This window comes from Pseudomonas frederiksbergensis (assembly GCF_001874645.1).
Classification (GTDB): Bacteria; Pseudomonadota; Gammaproteobacteria; order Pseudomonadales; family Pseudomonadaceae; genus Aquipseudomonas; species Aquipseudomonas frederiksbergensis_B.
This window is the reverse complement of record NZ_CP017886.1, coordinates 4,246,786-4,265,169: the sequence shown is the minus strand read 5'-3', so window position 1 is coordinate 4,265,169 and position 18,384 is coordinate 4,246,786. Positions and strand designations below refer to the sequence as shown.

Here is an 18,384-nt window from a genome sequence, read left to right as displayed (position 1 = left end):
ACGGATCGCAGGCTGCGCCAGGTCCTCCGGGAATGGCACACATCTGTAGGAGCTGGCGCAGCCTGCGATCTTTTCAACTACACATCAATCCGCCCGAGCCAACGAGGTCCAAAGCAACTGCGCCGCATACGCCCGACACGGTCGCCAGGCTTGCGCACGGGCCAATAATTCACGCGGTGTGACCGGTCCGCCTTCCAGCGCCGCCAGTGCATTGATCAATCCCACATCCCCTGACGGAAACGCATCCGGCTCTCGCATCTGTCGCAAAGCGATGTATTGCGCCGTCCAGTCGCCAATCCCCCACAATGCCATCAATCGCGTAACGCCGCCGTCCCGACCCGCTTCAAACAACAAGGGATCGTCAAGCAATGCCTGCGCCACACCAGACAGCGTCTGCCCACGGCTTTTTGGCATTCCCAATGTTGCCAGATCAGCAGCCGCCAACACCGCCGCTTCAGGAAACACATGAGTCAATCCAGACAGCGGCGAAGACAACGGTTCGCCATACTGCGCAACCAGCTTGCCCGCCAGTTTGATCGCCGCACTCACAGTAATCTGCTGACCCAGCACCGCACGAATCGCCAGTTCCAGCCCATCCCACGTCCCCGGTACCCGCAGGCCAGGACGCTCGGCAATCAACCTTGCCATCAACGGATCAACCACCAGTTGCTGGTGGATGCGCGGCAGATCTGCGTCCAGATCGAACATCCGCCGCAACCGCGTAACGATCTCAGGCACGGCTGACGCATCAGGAAAATCCAGCCTCACGTCCAGCGCATCACCGGTCGCAGGCGTAATCGAAAACGTGCCGTGCACACCGTTCAGGCTGACGCTGCGCGAGTACACGCCATCGGCCACGCGCTCTAACCCGGCAATCGCCCGCGCCGACAAGAAGCCGAGCATCGCCGGCCAGTCATAAGGCGGCTGATAGTCGAGCCGAAGCTTTTGCGCCGGTTGCGACATTCTTGCCTCTCATATCGACTGTTTGTCATGTTTTGAAACCATAACAAGTGTTCACTCCATTAAATAGGCAGCGTGGCATGACGTTAATCAGATAACGGCAAAAAACAACGCTTATTTAGAACTCGCTCATCCAGGATCCATTTCCGTTTTATTTATACCGAGGCCTCTGGAAAAGGCTTCTCGTGGCCTATACAGGCTATTTCGGAAGTATTCACACGTTATTCATTAACACTGGAATGTGACCATGACCTGATCCAGATCAGCTGTTCTATCAGCGAGCGGATTTAGGCTGTGGTCTCTCTTCTCCGGCAATGGAGTCATGCAATGTCTGAAGCTCCCGGAAAACTACGACTCGGTGCCTTAGTCGCACTGGTAGTGGGTTCAATGATTGGTGGCGGGATATTCTCTTTGCCGCAAAACATGGCCGCCAGTGCCGATGTCGGTGCCGTGCTTATTGGTTGGGCCATTACGGCCGTGGGCATGTTGACCCTGGCGTTCGTCTTCCAGACCCTCGCCAACCGCAAGCCTGACCTCGATGGCGGTGTCTACGCCTACGCCAAGGCCGGTTTCGGCGACTACATGGGTTTCTCGTCCGCCTGGGGTTACTGGATCAGCGCCTGGTTGGGTAACGTGGGGTACTTCGTACTCCTGTTCAGTACCCTCGGCTACTTCTTCCCGATCTTCGGTGAAGGCAACACCGTGGCTGCGGTGATCGGCGCTTCGGTGCTGCTGTGGGCCGTGCACTTTCTGGTGCTACGCGGGATCAAGGAAGCGGCGTTCATCAACCTGGTGACCACCGTCGCCAAAGTCGTGCCGCTGCTGCTGTTCGTGTTAATCGCGGTGTTCGCCTTCAAACTGGAGATCTTTACCGCCGACATCTGGGGCACGAAAAACACCTCATTGGGCAGCGTGATGAACCAGGTGCGCAACATGATGCTGGTCACCGTCTGGGTGTTCATCGGCATCGAAGGCGCGAGCATCTTCTCGGCCCGAGCGGAAAAACGTTCGGACGTCGGTAAAGCCACCGTCATCGGCTTCATCACCGTGCTGTTGTTCCTGGTGCTGGTGAATGTGCTGTCGCTGGGCATCATGACTCAACCCGCGTTGGCCAAACTGCAGAACCCGTCGATGGCCGCCGTGCTTGAGCATGTGGTCGGTCACTGGGGCGCAGTGCTGATCAGTGTCGGCCTGATCATTTCCTTGCTCGGTGCGTTGCTGTCGTGGGTGCTGTTGTGTGCGGAGATCATGTTCGCTGCCGCCAAAGACCACACCATGCCGGAGTTTTTGCGCAAGGAGAACGCCAACCACGTGCCGGTCAACGCCCTGTGGCTGACCAACGCAATGGTGCAGGTTTTCCTGATCATCACCCTGTTCTCGGCCAGCACTTACCTGTCGCTGATCTACCTCGCCACCTCGATGATTCTGGTGCCTTACCTGTGGTCGGCGGCCTATGCGTTGCTGCTGGCGGTACGTGGCGAGAGCTACGAAAACGCCCTGGCCGAACGCAAGAAAGACCTGATCATCGGTGGCATCGCGCTGATCTACGCGATCTGGCTGCTGTACGCCGGCGGCATCAAATACCTGTTGCTGTCCGCCCTGCTTTACGCCCCCGGCGCGATCCTGTTCGCCAAGGCCAAGCGTGAGTTGGGCAAACCGGTTTTCACCCCTGTCGAGAGGCTGATTTTCGCTGCGGTAGTCATTGGCGCCCTGGTGGCGGCCTATGGACTCTACGACGGCTTCCTGACCCTGTAGCACCCGCGTGTAACACTCGACTGTTTTGTGACCTGGAGGATCTGTAATGACCACGGAAAAAGTTAAGTACGGCGTACATTCCGAAGCCGGAAAACTGCGCAAAGTCATGGTGTGCTCCCCCGGCCTGGCTCACCAGCGGCTGACCCCGAACAACTGCGACGAACTGCTTTTCGATGATGTGCTGTGGGTTGCCCAGGCCAAGCGTGACCATTTCGACTTCGTCACCAAAATGCGTGAACGTGATATCGATGTGCTGGAAATGCACAACCTGCTGACCGACATCGTCGCCAACCCCGAAGCCCTGGACTGGATCCTGGAGCGCAAGATCACCGCCAACTCGGTGGGTCTGGGTCTGGTCAACGAAGTCGGTTCCTGGCTGCGCAGCCTGGAACCGCGCAAGGTCGCAGAGTTCCTGATCGGCGGCGTGTCGGCCGATGACCTGCCTAGTAGCTTCGGTGGCAAGACTATCGAAATGTTCCGCGACTTCCTCGGCCACTCCAGCTTCATTCTGCCGCCGTTGCCGAACACCCAGTTCACCCGCGACACCACCTGCTGGATCTACGGTGGCGTCACGCTGAACCCGATGTACTGGCCGGCGCGCCGTCAGGAAACCCTGCTGGCCAGCGCCATCTACAAGTTCCACCCGGAATTCACCCACGCCGACTTCCAGGTCTGGTACGGCGACCCGGATCAAGAGCACGGCAACGCCACGCTTGAAGGCGGCGACGTGATGCCTATCGGTAACGGCGTGGTATTGATCGGCATGGGCGAACGCTCGTCCCGCCAAGCCATCGGCCAGCTGGCGCTGAACCTGTTCAAGCACAAAGCGGTCGAGCGGGTGATCGTTGCCGGCCTGCCGAAATCCCGCGCGGCGATGCACCTGGACACCGTGTTCAGCTTCTGCGACCGCGACCTGGTGACGATTTTCCCGGAAGTGGTGAACCAGATCGTGGCCTTCACCCTGCGCCCTGACGAAAGCAAACCGGGCGGTATCGATATCCGCCGCGAAGACACCAGCTTCCTCGACACCGTGGCCGCCGCGCTCAACCTCAAGGCCCTGCGCGTCGTCGAAACCGGCGGCAACAGCTTCGCCGCCGAACGCGAACAGTGGGATGACGGCAACAACGTGGTGGCCGTGGAACCCGGCGTGGTGATCGGTTACGACCGCAACACCTACACCAACACCCTGCTGCGCAAGGCCGGGATCGAAGTCATCACCATCAGCGCCGGCGAACTCGGCCGCGGTCGTGGCGGCGGCCACTGCATGACCTGCCCGATCATCCGCGACCCAATCGACTATTAATTTTCAAACCTTGGCCGAAGCTTACAGAGCTCAGGCCTTGGGGATAACCGAAACCCAAGGAGATCCAATCATGGCTTTTAACATGCGTAATCGCAGCCTGCTGAGTTTGATGCACCACACCAATCGCGAGCTGCACTACCTGCTGGACCTGTCCCGCGACCTGAAACGCGCCAAGTACACCGGCACCGAACAGCCGCACCTCAAAGGCAAGAACATTGCGCTGATCTTCGAAAAAACTTCGACCCGCACCCGTTGCGCCTTCGAAGTCGCGGCTCATGACCAGGGCGCTCACGTCACCTACATCGACCCGGTGTCGTCGCAAATCGGCCACAAGGAAAGCATGAAAGACACCGCCCGCGTGCTGGGCCGGATGTTCGATGCGATCGAGTACCGTGGCTTCGAACAGGAAATCGTCGAAGAGCTGGCCAAGTTCGCTGGCGTGCCGGTGTTCAACGGCCTGACCGCCGAATTCCACCCGACCCAAATGATCGCCGACACCCTGACCATGCGCGAGCACAGCGACAAGCCGCTGCATGACATCAGCTACGCCTACCTCGGTGACGCCCGCTACAACATGGGCAACTCGCTGCTGATGATCGGCGCCAAACTCGGCATGGACGTGCGCATCGGCGCACCGAAAGCGCTGTGGCCCCATCAGGACTTCATCGATCAGTGCAAAGCCTTCGCCGAAGAAAGTGGTGCCCGCATCACCATCACCGAAGACCCGAAAGAAGCAGTCAAGGGCGTGGACTTCATCCACACCGACATCTGGGTGTCGATGGGTGAACCGGTCGAAGCGTGGGACGAGCGTATCGAACAACTGCTGCCATACCAGGTCAACGCCAAAATGATGAAAGCCTCGGGCAACCCGCGGGTGAAATTCATGCATTGCCTGCCGGCGTTCCACAACAGCGAAACCAAGGTCGGCAAAGACATCGCGGCGCGTTATCCGAACCTGGCCAACGGCGTTGAAGTGACCGAGGAAGTCTTCGAATCGCCCGCCAACATCGCCTTCGAGCAAGCGGAAAACCGCATGCACACCATCAAGGCGATCCTGGTCTCGGCACTGGCGGATATCTAACGGCTGAGCACTTTTTCGTGAACCGCCACTGACCCCGTAGGAGCTGCCGCAGGCTGCGATCTTTTGATCTTGCTCTTGAGATTCAACTGTCCTCAGGAAAAAGATCGCAGCCTCGTTTCACTCGGCAGCTCCTACGGGATCACCGAACTCTGAAAGGACTGCATTATGCGTATCGTCGTTGCACTGGGCGGTAACGCCCTGCTCCGCCGTGGTGAACCCATGACCGCGGACAATCAACGCGCCAATATCCGGATCGCCACCGAACAGATCGCCAAAATCCATCCCGGCAATCAACTGGTGATCGCTCACGGCAATGGCCCGCAAGTCGGTCTGCTGTCGCTGCAAGCGGCGGCCTACACCCAGGTTTCCCCTTACCCGCTGGACGTGCTCGGTGCCGAAACCGAAGGCATGATCGGCTACATCATCGAACAGGAACTGGGCAACCTGCTGGACTTCGAGGTGCCGTTCGCGACGCTGCTGACCCAGGTTGAAGTCGACGCCAGGGACCCGGCGTTCCAGAACCCGACCAAACCCATCGGCCCGGTTTACTCCAAGGCCGAAGCCGAAGCGCTGGCCGCCGAAAAAGGTTGGGCCATCGCCCCCGACGGCGACAAGTTCCGCCGTGTGGTGGCCAGCCCGAAACCCAAGCGCATCTTCGAAATCCGCCCGATCAAGTGGCTGCTGGACAAAGGCAGCATCGTGATCTGCGCGGGCGGCGGCGGCATCCCGACGATGTACGACGAGCACCGCAAGCTCAAAGGCGTGGAAGCGGTGATCGACAAGGACCTGTGCTCGGCGCTGCTGGCCGAACAGCTTGAAAGTGACTTGCTGGTGATCGCCACCGACGTCAACGCCGCATTTATCGACTTCGGCAAGCCGACCCAGAAAGCCATCGCCCAGGCCCACCCAGACGACATCGAAAAGCTCGGCTTCGCGGCCGGCTCCATGGGCCCGAAAGTCCAGGCCGCCTGCGATTTCGCCCGCAACACTGGCAAAGTTGCAGTGATCGGTTCACTCTCGGACATCGAAGCGATCGTCCAGGGGAAGGCCGGCACCCGTATCAGCACGGCTAAACCTGGTATCACCTACCTGTAAAAAACAGCCGGGGCAGGCCCCATGCCTGCCCCGCTTCAATGCCTTTGAAGGAGACGCCCATGGCCATATTTGAGCCCGGTCACTTGCACATCGAGCGCCACGCGCTGAACAAGGACGACTTCAGCTACAACCTGTGCATTGACTATGAAGTCACCACAGACCCCAAGGAAGGCAAAGGCATGCTCTTCAAGCTGCATGGCTCGATCGAGGGCAAGGACCTGAAGGAAGAATTCTTCCTGCCCAAGGACCAGGCCTTCGACTTTGCCCGACACGCCACGCGCATTGCACAGAAATACGGCATGCCGAAAACCGCCAGCATCGGCTCGCTGCACAAGTACTACGACGAAATGTTCGAAGACGTACGCGCACAACTGCACGTCAAATCCGGTGACCCGGTGAAACCCGAACACCTGGAATAATCCCTTGAAAGATCAAAAGATCGTCCGAACGCGGCCCGAGCCTTCGGACGATCTTTTCGGGCATTCCCCATTACCGATTTCACCTCCAACCCCGCCCCAAGGCATACTGCCACCCTCCGCACTCCAGAACACTGAACCGCCCCATGCGTATCCACGTCAGCTTCATCGACCGCGTCGGTATCACCCAGGAAGTCCTGGCCTTGCTCGGCGGGCGCAATCTCAATCTGGATGCGGTGGAAATGGTCCCGCCGAACGTTTACATCGACGCGCCGACCCTCAGCCCGCAAGTGCTCGAAGAGCTGCGCGATGCACTGTTCAGTGTGCGCGGCGTGCAGGCGGTGACGGTGGTCGACATCCTTCCCGGCCAGCGTCGGCACCTGCAACTCGATGCGCTGCTGGCTGCGATGACCGACCCGGTGCTGGCGCTCGATAGCGCCGGCAACGTGTTGCTGGCCAACCCGGCACTGATCGCCTTGTACGGTCGTGAACCGGCCGGGGAAAGCGTCGCCGAGCTGTTCGCCGACCCGGCGCTGCTGGAAACACTGTTGGAAAACGGCTTCCGTCTGCCGCTGCGCGAGATCACCGTCAACGGCCAGACCTTGCTGCTGGACGCCACGCCCATCACCGACGCCGGCGCCCTGCTGACCCTGTATCAACCCAACCGCATCGGTGAACAACTGTCGGCGCTGCACCACGATCATGCCGAAGGCTTCGATGCGTTGCTCGGTGAATCCCCGGCGATTCGCACCCTCAAGGCGCGGGCGCAGCGGGTGGCGGCGCTCGATGCTCCGCTACTGATCCAGGGTGAAACCGGCACCGGTAAAGAGCTGGTGGCCCGCGCCTGCCATGCGATCAGCGCCCGACACAGCGCGCCGTTTCTGGCGTTGAACTGTGCAGCATTGCCGGAGAACCTCGCCGAAAGCGAGCTGTTCGGCTACGCACCCGGTGCGTTCACCGGCGCTCAACGTGGCGGCAAGCCAGGCCTGATGGAACTGGCCAACCAGGGCACGGTGTTCCTCGACGAGATCGGCGAAATGTCGCCGTACTTGCAGGCCAAACTGTTACGTTTCCTCAACGATGGCAGCTTCCGTCGGGTCGGTGGCGATCGCGAGGTCAAGGTCAACGTGCGGATCCTCAGCGCGACCCACCGCAACCTGGAAAAAATGGTCAGCGAAGGCGCGTTCCGTGAAGACCTGTTCTACCGCCTCAACGTGCTCAACGTCGAAGTCCCGCCGTTGCGTGAGCGCGGTCAGGACATCCTGTTGCTGGCACGCTACTTCATGCAACAGGCTTGCGCACAAATCCAGCGCCCGGTCTGTCGTTTGGCGCCCGGCACTTACCCGGCCCTGCTCGGCAACCGCTGGCCGGGCAATGTGCGGCAATTGCAGAACGTGATCTTCCGCGCCGCGGCCATTTGCGAAAGCAGCCTGGTGGACATCGGCGACCTGGACATTGCCGGCACCTCGGTGGCGCGCGAAAGCGACGTGGATGTCGACAGCCTTGAGCAGGCCGTGGAAGCGTTCGAGAAAACCCTGCTGGAAAAGCTCTACGTCAACTATCCCTCGACCCGCCAACTGGCCAGCCGCCTGCAAACCTCCCACACCGCCATCGCCCATCGATTGCGCAAGTACGGCATTCCCAATAAGCCCTGACCGCCCCAGCAATTCGCCGATGTACGCCCCCCCCCGCAGGCTGCGATCTTTTGACTTTGGTTTTGCGGTGCCTGGGACAAGATCGTCCGAACGCGGCCCGAACCTTCGGCAGCTCCTACAGGGTCGGGTTTTCCATTCAAAATCGTGGCGCCTGCTTTCTGAAAACGACCTCCATCTGTACTGAAAGCGCTACAGCGGAACGATTTCGCTACACCCTCGATTAAACAGCGCTACGCAAGGCTTTGATCCCCATAGGCTTTTTTACACGCCTCAAGCTGTAGCGATTTCGCTACAGCCGAATGATTCATCTCACCTACAACAAATCACAACCTATTGATTTATAACGAATAAAAAACGTTGGCCGCGTTCTTGCTAAGCATCTGACCATTCAGCTCTGCCTTGCACGAGCATTCAATCGCGTCCACCAGACGAGTCTGGCCCCTGAGGAGTTTCCATGAGCGAGTTGCGTTTTACTGAAGATCACGAATGGCTGCGCACCGAAGCTGACGGCAGCGTTACGGTCGGCATCACCGCCTTCGCACAGAATGCCCTGGGCGACGTGGTCTATGTGCAACTGCCAGAACTGCAGTCCTACGACAAAGGCGCCGAAGCCGCCACCGTCGAGTCGGTAAAGGCTGCCAGCGGCGTGTACATGCCATTGGACGGTGAGGTAGTTGAAACCAACCCGGCGCTGGAAAGCAGTCCGGAACTGGTCAACGAAGATCCGCTGGGTGAAGGCTGGTTCTTCCGCTTCCAGCCAACCGACGCCTCGGCTGTCGGCCAACTGCTGGATCAGGACGCTTACGACCGCCTGATCAAAGCCAACGCCGAAGCCTGAGGAGCCGCCATGACTATCAATCTAAGCACCGCCAACGAATTCATCGCGCGCCACATCGGCCCGCGTTCGGGTGATGAGCAAGCCATGCTCAACAGCCTGGGCTTTGATTCCCTGGAAGCCCTGAGCGCCAGCGTTATCCCCGACAGCATCAAAGGCACCAGCGTGCTCGGACTGGAAGACGGTTTGAGCGAAGCCGAGGCCCTGGCCTCGATCAAAGCCATCGCCGCGAAGAACCAGCTGTTCAAGACCTACATCGGCCAGGGCTACTACAACTGCCACACGCCGTCGCCGATCCTGCGCAACCTGCTGGAAAACCCGGCCTGGTACACCGCCTACACCCCGTACCAGCCAGAAATTTCCCAGGGCCGCCTGGAAGCGCTGCTGAACTTCCAGACCCTGATCAGCGACCTGACCGGCCTGCCGATCGCCAACGCGTCTCTGCTCGACGAAGCCACCGCCGCTGCCGAAGCCATGACCTTCTGCAAACGCCTGAGCAAAAACAAAGCCAGCCACGCCTTCTTCGCCTCCGTTCATTGCCACCCGCAAACCCTCGACGTGCTGCGCACCCGTGCCGAGCCGTTGGGGATTGACGTGGTGGTGGGCGACGAGCGCGAACTGACGGATGTCAGCGCGTTCTTCGGCGCTCTGCTGCAATACCCGGCGAGCAACGGCGACCTGTTCGACTACCGCGAACTGACCGAACGCTTCCACACTGCCAATGCGCTGGTCGCGGTGGCCGCCGACCTGCTGGCCCTGACCGTGTTGACCCCGCCGGGTGAGTTCGGCGCCGACGTGGCCATCGGCAGCGCCCAACGCTTCGGCGTGCCGCTGGGCTTCGGTGGCCCACACGCGGCCTACTTCTCCACCAAAGATGCGTTCAAACGCGACATGCCGGGCCGTCTGGTCGGTGTGTCCGTGGACCGTTTCGGCAAGCCGGCCCTGCGCCTGGCGATGCAGACTCGCGAGCAACATATCCGCCGCGAGAAAGCCACCAGCAACATCTGCACCGCCCAAGTACTGCTCGCCAACATCGCCAGCATGTACGCCGTGTATCACGGTCCTAAAGGCTTGAAGCAGATCGCCAACCGCATCCATCACCTGACCGCGATTCTCGCCAACGGCTTGAGCGCACTGGGTCTCGCGGTTGAGCAAGAACACTTCTTCGACACCCTGACGCTGGCCACTGGCGCCAACACCGCCGCCCTGCACGACAAGGCCCGCACCCAGCGCATCAACCTGCGTGTCGTCGATGGTGAGCGCTTGGGTCTGTCGCTGGACGAAACCACCCGCCAGGCCGATATCGAAACCCTGTGGAGCCTGCTGGCTGACGGCAAAGCCCTGCCCGATTTCGCAGCACTGGCCGCCTCGGTCGAAAGCCGCATCCCGGCCACGCTGGTACGCCAGTCGGCGATCCTCAGCCACCCGGTGTTCAACCGTTATCATTCGGAAACCGAGCTGATGCGCTACCTGCGCAAGCTCGCCGACAAGGACCTGGCACTGGATCGCACCATGATCCCGCTGGGTTCGTGCACCATGAAACTCAACGCCGCCAGCGAAATGATCCCGGTGACCTGGGCCGAATTCGGCGCCCTGCACCCGTTCGCTCCGCCTGCACAAAGCGCCGGTTACCAGCAACTGACTGACGAACTGGAAGCGATGCTCTGCGCCGCCACCGGTTACGACGCGATCTCGCTGCAACCGAACGCCGGTTCCCAAGGTGAATACGCCGGCTTGTTGGCGATCCGTGCCTACCACCAGAGCCGTGGCGAAGAGCGCCGTGACATCTGCCTGATCCCGTCGTCGGCCCACGGCACCAACCCGGCCACCGCCAACATGGCCGGCATGCGCGTGGTCGTGACCGCGTGCGATGCTCGCGGCAACGTCGACATCGAGGACCTGCGCGCCAAAGCCATCGAGCACCGCGAACACCTCGCCGCGCTGATGATCACTTACCCGTCGACCCACGGCGTGTTCGAAGAAGGCATCCGCGAAATCTGCGGGATCATTCATGACAACGGCGGTCAGGTGTACATCGACGGCGCCAACATGAACGCGATGGTCGGCCTCTGCGCACCGGGCAAGTTCGGCGGCGACGTGTCCCACCTGAACCTGCACAAAACCTTCTGCATCCCGCACGGTGGTGGCGGCCCGGGCGTCGGCCCGATTGGCGTGAAATCGCACCTGACGCCGTTCCTGCCGGGGCACGCGGCCATGGAGCGCAAGGAGGGCGCGGTCTGCGCAGCACCGTTTGGCAGCGCGAGCATTCTGCCGATCACCTGGATGTACATCCGCATGATGGGTGGCGCTGGCCTCAAGCGGGCTTCGCAATTGGCGATCCTCAATGCCAACTACATATCCCGTCGCCTCGAAGAACACTACCCAGTGCTCTACACCGGCAGCAACGGTCTGGTTGCCCACGAATGCATCCTCGACCTGCGCCCGCTGAAAGACAGCAGCGGCATCAGCGTCGATGACGTTGCCAAGCGCCTGATCGACTTCGGTTTCCATGCGCCAACCATGTCGTTCCCGGTGGCCGGCACGCTGATGATCGAGCCGACCGAAAGCGAATCCAAGGAAGAGCTGGACCGCTTCTGCGACGCCATGATCCGCATTCGCGAAGAAATCCGCGCAGTGGAAAACGGCACCCTGGACAAGGACGACAACCCACTGAAAAACGCGCCGCACACGGCAGCGGAAATCGTTGGCGAGTGGACGCACCCGTACAGCCGTGAGCAAGCGGTGTATCCGGTGGCGTCGTTGATCGAAGGCAAGTACTGGCCACCGGTCGGCCGGGTCGACAACGTATTCGGCGACCGCAACCTGATCTGCGCCTGCCCGTCGATCGAAAGCTACGCTTGATCTAGAGGGGGCGGGTTTACTCGCCCTTTTCGAGAACAGCGCATTCCTCCTACGGGGTGCATCTCCCAATAGTTAGGCCAATAACAAGAAACCGGAGAACAACCATGTCGTTAAGCGTGTTCGACCTGTTCAAGATTGGCATCGGTCCCTCCAGCTCCCACACCGTCGGCCCGATGCGCGCCGCTGCGCGCTTCGTCGAAGGCCTGCGTCGTGAAAACCTGCTGGCGGCAACCACCTGCGTCAAAGTCGAGCTCTACGGCTCGCTCGGCGCCACCGGCAAAGGCCACGGCAGCGACAAGGCTGTGCTGCTGGGCCTGGAAGGTGAACACCCGGACACCGTGAACACCGAAAACATCGCCGCCCGCCTGCTGGAGATTCGCAGCAGCGGTCGCTTGAACCTGCTCGGTGAGCACACCATCGATTTCAACGAAAAACTCCACCTGGCGATGATCCGCAAGCCATTGGCCTATCACCCCAACGGCATGATCTTCCGCGCCTTTGACGCCGCCGGTATCCAGATCCGCAGCCGCGAGTATTACTCGGTCGGTGGCGGCTTTGTGGTCGACGAAGACGCTGCCGGCGCCGACCGCATCGTCGAGGATGCAACGCCGCTGACCTTCCCGTTCAAAAGCGCCAAGGACCTGCTCGGTCATTGCGCCACTTACGGGCTGTCCATCAGCCAGGTGATGCTGACCAACGAAAGCGCCTGGCGCCCGGAAGCGGAAACCCGCGCCGGCCTGCTGAAAATCTGGCAAGTGATGCAAGACTGCGTCGCCGCGGGCTGCCGTAACGAAGGGATTCTGCCCGGCGGCTTGAAGGTCAAACGTCGTGCGGCGGCGCTGCATCGGCAACTGTGCAAGAACCCGGAATCATCGCTGCGCGATCCGTTGTCGGTGCTCGACTGGGTCAACCTGTATGCGCTGGCGGTCAACGAAGAAAACGCCAACGGCGGTCGTGTGGTCACTGCACCGACCAATGGCGCGGCCGGGATCGTCCCGGCGGTGTTGCATTACTACATGCGCTTCATTGCCGGCGCCAACGAAGACGGCGTGGTGCGATTCCTGCTCACCGCCGCCGCCATTGGCATTCTGTACAAGGAAAACGCTTCGATTTCCGGCGCCGAAGTCGGCTGTCAGGGCGAGGTTGGCGTGGCCTGTTCCATGGCCGCTGGCGCTTTGTGTGAAGTGCTCGGCGGCACCGTGCAGCAAGTCGAAAACGCCGCCGAGATCGGCATGGAACACAACCTCGGCCTGACCTGCGACCCGATTGGCGGGCTGGTGCAAGTACCGTGCATCGAGCGCAATGCAATGGGCTCGGTGAAAGCCATCAATGCGGTGCGCATGGCCCTGCGCGGCGATGGTCAGCATTTCGTCTCCCTCGACAAGGTCATCCGTACCATGCGCCAGACCGGCGCCGACATGAAAAGCAAATACAAGGAAACCGCCCGTGGCGGTTTGGCGGTCAACATTATCGAGTGCTGATGCGAACGCATCGGCATCAGTGCAATTTTCAGGAGCTGTATATGTCCACCGAACAACTGTTGAAAACCCCGCTGCACGCGCTGCACATCGAACTCGGTGCGCGCATGGTGCCATTCGCCGGCTACGACATGCCGGTGCAGTACCCACTCGGCGTGATGAAAGAGCACCAGCACACCCGTGATCAGGCCGGGCTGTTCGATGTCTCGCACATGGGCCAGATCCGTCTGACCGGCGCCAATGCCGCCAAGGCCCTGGAAACCCTGGTGCCGGTGGACATCATCGACTTGCCGGTGGGCATGCAGCGTTATGCGATGTTCACCAACGAAACCGGCGGCATCCTCGACGACCTGATGGTCGCCAACCTCGGTAACGACGAGTTGTTCCTGGTGGTCAACGCCGCCTGCAAGGACCAGGACCTGGCGCACCTGCGCCAACACATCGGCGATCAGTGCAGCATTGAACCCTTGTTCGAAGAACGCGCCCTGCTCGCCCTGCAAGGCCCGGCCGCGGTGACCGTACTCGCGCGTCTGGCCCCTGAAGTGGCGAAGATGACGTTCATGCAGTTCACCCGCGTGACCTTGATCGGCGTCGACTGCTTTGTCAGCCGTTCGGGCTACACCGGTGAAGACGGTTTCGAAATCTCCGTGCCGGCCGCCAATGCCGAGGCCCTCGCTCGCGCCTTGCTGGCCGAGCCGGAAGTCGCTGCCATCGGCCTCGGCGCCCGTGACTCGCTGCGCCTGGAAGCAGGCCTGTGCCTCTACGGCCACGACATGAACACCGAGACCACACCGATCGAAGCCAGCCTGCTGTGGGCCATCTCCAAGCCTCGCCGTGCCGACGGTGCGCGTACCGGTGGCTTCCCCGGTGCCGAGACCGTATTTGCCCAGCAACAAAACGGTGTCGGCCGTAAACGCGTCGGCCTGCTGCCTCAGGAACGCACCCCAGTGCGCGAAGGTGCAGAAATCGTCAACGAAGCGGGCGAAATCATCGGCAGCGTCTGCAGCGGTGGCTTCGGGCCTACCTTGGGTGGTCCTTTGGCGATGGGTTACCTCGACAGCGCTTACATCGTACTTGATACCCAAGTGTGGGCAATTGTTCGTGGGAAAAAGGTGCCTTTGCTTGTAAGCAAAATGCCATTTGTCCCACAACGCTACTATCGTGGTTGATTGACTGTTCCTATAAGTAACGCGGTTGCGTAACAGTGCACTAATCTGTAACGCAACCGCCATAAAACAGTGCATGCCTTGATCAGGCACTTCGATTGTGAACCTGGCTTATAACAAGCGAAAACAATTGAACAACTCTATCGAATAAGCCGCACTAGCAATCATGTGAAACAACCATCACGCCAAGCAATACAAGGCTTCCACGGGGCTTGTTTTTTCTCCCGTAGTTGGCGTAGAGTTTGTTCACTGTGTTTGCATGGGTCGCTTGGAATCGTGACCTGGGCAGTAGCCTACAAGTTAGCTACATCCCGTTCGACGTCTCTTACTCTCCTGCAACCAGCTCCAGTACTCTTTCATGAGAAAGAGGCTGTCATCAATTTTTGCGTCAAAGGAAATAAGAAATGTCCCAACGTCAGAGCGGTACCGTCAAGTGGTTTAACGACGAGAAAGGTTTTGGTTTTATCACTCCAGAAAGCGGTCCGGATCTGTTCGTGCATTTCCGCGCCATTCAAGGTAACGGCTTCAAGAGCCTGAAAGAAGGCCAGAAAGTCACCTTCATCGCGGTGCAGGGCCAGAAAGGCATGCAAGCTGACGAAGTACAAGCAGAAGGCTGATCTTCTGTAACGAAAAAGCCCCTGATGCTGACATCAGGGGCTTTTTTGTGCGCGTAATTCCGTAAAATGGCTTCTTTTTTCAGCCGAGAGCCACTCCATGTCGAAACACCTGCTAAGCCCCCAGGGTGAATTCCCCATCGCCGGCCTGGGCCGTCGCCTGGCAGCGATGTTCTACGACTTCCTGCTGTGCACCGCCCTGCTGATCGTCACGGGCGGCATCTACAAGATGGTGCAGATGGCAATCCTCGGCGAAGAGAAGATGCGCGCCCTGACTGAGGCCGGTGCGCTGGATGGCGATCCGCTGTTCTCAACCATATTGCTGTTCGTGCTGTTTGGCTTCTTCGCCAAGTTCTGGACCTGGTCCGGTCAGACCCTCGGCATGCAAGTCTGGTGCATCCGCGTACAGAACGCCGACGGCTCGGCGATCAGCCTGTGGCAGGCGCTATTGCGCTTTGTAGTGTCGATCGCGTCCTTGCTGTGCGCAGGCCTGGGGTTCTTCTGGGTGCTCTTCGACAAACAGCAGCGCAGTTGGCACGACATGTACTCCAACAGCCAACTGGTGCGGATCCCGAAGAAGAAAAAATAACGCACAAAAAAGATCGCAGCCTGCGGCAGCTCCTACACGGTTTACGTAGGAGCTGCCGCAGGCTGCGATCTTTTGATCTTTCCTTTGACCTTAAGCGTTACCCGCCAGCTTCATCCGCGCTGCTGCGGTGAAGTCGAGCATGCGCTTTAGCGGGCGAATCGCCTGAGGGATCAACGCCGGCTCGACGAAGATCTCGCCTGAACCCTCACGCAGACACTGTAGCGTGCGCTCAAGGGTGTTCATCGCCATCCACGGGCAATGCGCGCAACTGCGACATGCCGCGCCGTTGCCGGCGGTAGGCGCTTCGATGAAGACCTTATCCGGGCACAGCTGCTGCATCTTGTAGAAGATGCCGCGGTCGGTGGCGACGATCAGGGTCTTGTTTGGCAGCCTTTGCGCAGCCGCGATCAACTGACTGGTGGAACCCACCGCATCGGCCAACTCGATCACCGCAGTCGGCGACTCTGGGTGCACCAGGATAGCGGCGTCCGGGTACAGCGCTTTCATGTCTTCGAGCTGCTTGGCTTTGAACTCTTCATGAACGATGCAGGCACCGTCCCAAAGCAGCATGTCGGCGCCGGTCTGGCGCTGAATGTAGGTACCCAGGTGCTTGTCCGGCCCCCAGATGATCGTCTCGCCGTTATCCATCAGGCTTTCGACAATCTCCAATGCACAGCTGGATGTCACCACCCAGTCCGCTCGCGCCTTCACCGCTGCCGAGGTGTTGGCATACACCACCACCGTGCGCTCCGGGTGCTGATCGCAAAACGCCGAGAACTCGTCGACCGGGCAACCCAGGTCCAGCGAGCAGGTCGCTTCCAGGGTCGGCATCAATACACGCTTTTCCGGGTTGAGGATTTTGGCGGTTTCACCCATGAACTTCACACCGGCAACCACGACGGTCTTGGCCGGGTGAGCATTGCCGAAGCGGGCCATTTCCAGTGAGTCGGAAACGCAGCCACCGGTTTCTTCGGCCAGGGCCTGAATGATCGGGTCGCAATAGAAGTGAGCAACCAGCACCGCGTCCTGAGCCTTGAGCTCGGCGGCGATGGCGGCGCGGTAATGAGCCTCTTCCCCGGCTGTCAGCGGCTTGGGCTGCTTGGCGTCGAGATGGGCTTGTACCAGAAGGCGTTCGGAAATTTGCGTCATGTTCGCAAGACCTGCAGGCGCATTTGCGCGAAAGTCGAGTATACACCCGGCTCCGGACCCTATCGGGTACCGCCGGGAGAGTGAGTATTGATCAGGCACGGACAGCGCTGAAGCTGCGCAAGGCTACAGAATATCCTGTTGATGCAAAAGATGATTCTGACCTGCGTCACGCAGTGCAACCCAAGACTTGGGCGAGCTCAAATCGCAGGCAGGAAAAAACCTGCAAATCTTCACGTTCATGAAGCGCGTTCAGGCTGTGCAAACGGCCCCTCACAGTGCTGGAGGGGCGTTCAATCCGTCATCAAACAGGTTTAAGCGAGGGCAGAGCCCACTGCGCCGCAGGCGTGGGATCGGCTGTTGGATCCGTCACGCGATACACCAACACTTCCCCCTCAACGATGATGCTAACTTCATCACCCAGACGCGGACATAGATGGCCTGGTAAACGTGCAGTCAGTACTGTAGATGAGGCAGCATCGCCAGAGAGACTCAGCCGTACGCAGGCATCGTGGCCGTAAAAATCCACCTTCAGTACCCGCCCCCTCGCCTTGGCAGCACCGAGACTTGCGCCATCATGAAAGGGTATGAGTCTTATCTGCTCTGGTCGCAGTAACACGTGTACCGCCCCCTCGGGCATCCCGGCCATCAGCTGCAATTGTCCCAAGGCACAGGCCACCCTGCCGTTTTCGGCTATACCGGGCAACAGCACGGCATCGCCCACAAAGCGCGCGAGCTCAGGGCTCACCGGCTTACGGTACAACTGCTCAGGACTCGCCACTTGTACCAGTTGGCCATCCCATAACACGGCCACCTGGCTACCCATCGACAACGCCTCGGACTGATCATGAGTGACCAGCAAAGCGGTGGCACCCGCAGCAGACAAGGCCTGTGCTACTGCCTGCCGGGTTTCCACCCGCAGCGCGGCATCCAGCGAGGAAAACGGCTCATCGAGCAGAACCAATGCAGGTGCGGGCGCAAGTGCTCGTGCCAGCGCAACCCGCTGCTGCTGCCCGCCTGACAATGCATGCGGTGATCGACTGGCAAAGTTGGTGGGCAATCCGACCAATTCCAACAACTCGTCGACCCGGTGCCGCGCCTTGCGCAGTTGGCGCGGCAGGCCAAATACGATGTTGTCGGCGACCGACAGGTGCGGGAATAGCGCGCCTTCCTGCGGCACATAGCCGATGTGACGCTTCTCGGACGGAACAAATACGTTGGGACCGGTGACCCTCTGGCCATTAATCTGAATGGTCCCCGCATCACCGCGTTCGAAGCCACACAACAAACGCAACAAGGTGGTCTTGCCGCTGCCGGACGGACCGAGAATGGCGACCAGGCTGCCGGAGGACACCGACAGATCGACGCCACGCAACACCGGGGTGCTGCCGAACTTTTTGCTGAGGCCGTGGATGTGTAGGTCAGCCAT

15 protein-coding genes are annotated in these 18,384 nt (G+C 60.1%); 12 read left to right on the top strand and 3 right to left on the bottom strand.

Annotated features, from left to right (window positions below):
* Positions 1–84: 84 nt before the first annotated feature.
* Complete coding sequence (locus BLL42_RS20405) at positions 85–963, bottom strand: DNA-3-methyladenine glycosylase family protein (protein ID WP_071553694.1); 879 nt, start codon at positions 961–963, stop codon at positions 85–87.
* A 324-nt stretch (positions 964–1,287) separates the two neighbouring features.
* Between BLL42_RS20405 and arcD the strand changes: the two genes are divergently transcribed.
* The 12 genes from arcD to BLL42_RS20345 all read left to right on the top strand — a co-directional run bounded on the left by arcD (position 1,288) and on the right by BLL42_RS20345 (position 15,809).
* The gene (gene arcD / locus BLL42_RS20400) at positions 1,288–2,715 is read left to right on the top strand and encodes an arginine-ornithine antiporter (RefSeq protein WP_071553693.1); all 1,428 of its coding nucleotides are present in this window, start codon (positions 1,288–1,290) and stop codon (positions 2,713–2,715) included.
* A gap of 46 nt (positions 2,716–2,761) precedes the next feature.
* A complete protein-coding gene (gene arcA, locus BLL42_RS20395) occupies positions 2,762–4,018 on the top strand; it encodes an arginine deiminase (RefSeq protein ID WP_071553692.1) in 1,257 nt (418 codons plus the stop codon).
* Between the two features lie 70 nt (positions 4,019–4,088).
* Positions 4,089–5,099: an ornithine carbamoyltransferase gene (locus tag BLL42_RS20390; protein ID WP_071553691.1), complete on the top strand. Its 1,011-nt coding sequence runs from the start codon at positions 4,089–4,091 to the stop codon at positions 5,097–5,099.
* 165 nt (positions 5,100–5,264) lie between these two features.
* Positions 5,265–6,194: a carbamate kinase gene (gene arcC / locus BLL42_RS20385; RefSeq protein WP_071553690.1), complete on the top strand. Its 930-nt coding sequence runs from the start codon at positions 5,265–5,267 to the stop codon at positions 6,192–6,194.
* Positions 6,195–6,253: 59 nt separating this feature from the next.
* The gene (locus tag BLL42_RS20380; protein ID WP_071553689.1) at positions 6,254–6,613 is read left to right on the top strand and encodes a DUF5064 family protein; all 360 of its coding nucleotides are present in this window, start codon (positions 6,254–6,256) and stop codon (positions 6,611–6,613) included.
* Positions 6,614–6,756: 143 nt separating this feature from the next.
* Positions 6,757–8,265 (top strand): transcriptional regulator GcsR, encoded by a 1,509-nt coding sequence (gene gcsR / locus BLL42_RS20375; protein WP_071553688.1) that lies wholly within the window; start codon positions 6,757–6,759, stop codon positions 8,263–8,265.
* A 454-nt stretch (positions 8,266–8,719) separates the two neighbouring features.
* Positions 8,720–9,103, top strand: a complete 384-nt coding sequence (gene gcvH / locus BLL42_RS20370) for a glycine cleavage system protein GcvH (RefSeq protein WP_071553687.1) — start codon at positions 8,720–8,722, stop codon at positions 9,101–9,103.
* Positions 9,104–9,112: 9 nt separating this feature from the next.
* On the top strand, positions 9,113–11,962 hold the full coding sequence (gcvP, locus tag BLL42_RS20365) for an aminomethyl-transferring glycine dehydrogenase (RefSeq protein WP_071553686.1): 2,850 nt from the start codon (positions 9,113–9,115) through the stop codon (positions 11,960–11,962).
* A gap of 104 nt (positions 11,963–12,066) precedes the next feature.
* On the top strand, positions 12,067–13,443 hold the full coding sequence (locus tag BLL42_RS20360) for an L-serine ammonia-lyase (RefSeq protein ID WP_071553685.1): 1,377 nt from the start codon (positions 12,067–12,069) through the stop codon (positions 13,441–13,443).
* Between the two features lie 41 nt (positions 13,444–13,484).
* Complete coding sequence (gene gcvT, locus BLL42_RS20355; RefSeq protein ID WP_071553684.1) at positions 13,485–14,609, top strand: glycine cleavage system aminomethyltransferase GcvT; 1,125 nt, start codon at positions 13,485–13,487, stop codon at positions 14,607–14,609.
* A gap of 401 nt (positions 14,610–15,010) precedes the next feature.
* A complete protein-coding gene (locus tag BLL42_RS20350; protein ID WP_007931076.1) occupies positions 15,011–15,223 on the top strand; it encodes a cold-shock protein in 213 nt (70 codons plus the stop codon).
* A 97-nt stretch (positions 15,224–15,320) separates the two neighbouring features.
* A complete protein-coding gene (locus BLL42_RS20345; protein WP_071553683.1) occupies positions 15,321–15,809 on the top strand; it encodes an RDD family protein in 489 nt (162 codons plus the stop codon).
* Positions 15,810–15,899: 90 nt separating this feature from the next.
* Here the strand turns inward: BLL42_RS20345 and nadA are convergent, their stop codons facing one another.
* Both nadA and BLL42_RS20335 read right to left on the bottom strand, forming a co-directional pair.
* On the bottom strand, positions 15,900–16,958 hold the full coding sequence (nadA, locus tag BLL42_RS20340) for a quinolinate synthase NadA (RefSeq protein ID WP_071553682.1): 1,059 nt from the start codon (positions 16,956–16,958) through the stop codon (positions 15,900–15,902).
* A gap of 301 nt (positions 16,959–17,259) precedes the next feature.
* Positions 17,260–18,384 carry an ABC transporter ATP-binding protein gene (locus BLL42_RS20335; RefSeq protein WP_071553681.1) on the bottom strand — a complete coding sequence of 375 codons (1,125 nt, stop codon included), beginning with the start codon at positions 18,382–18,384 and terminating at the stop codon, positions 17,260–17,262.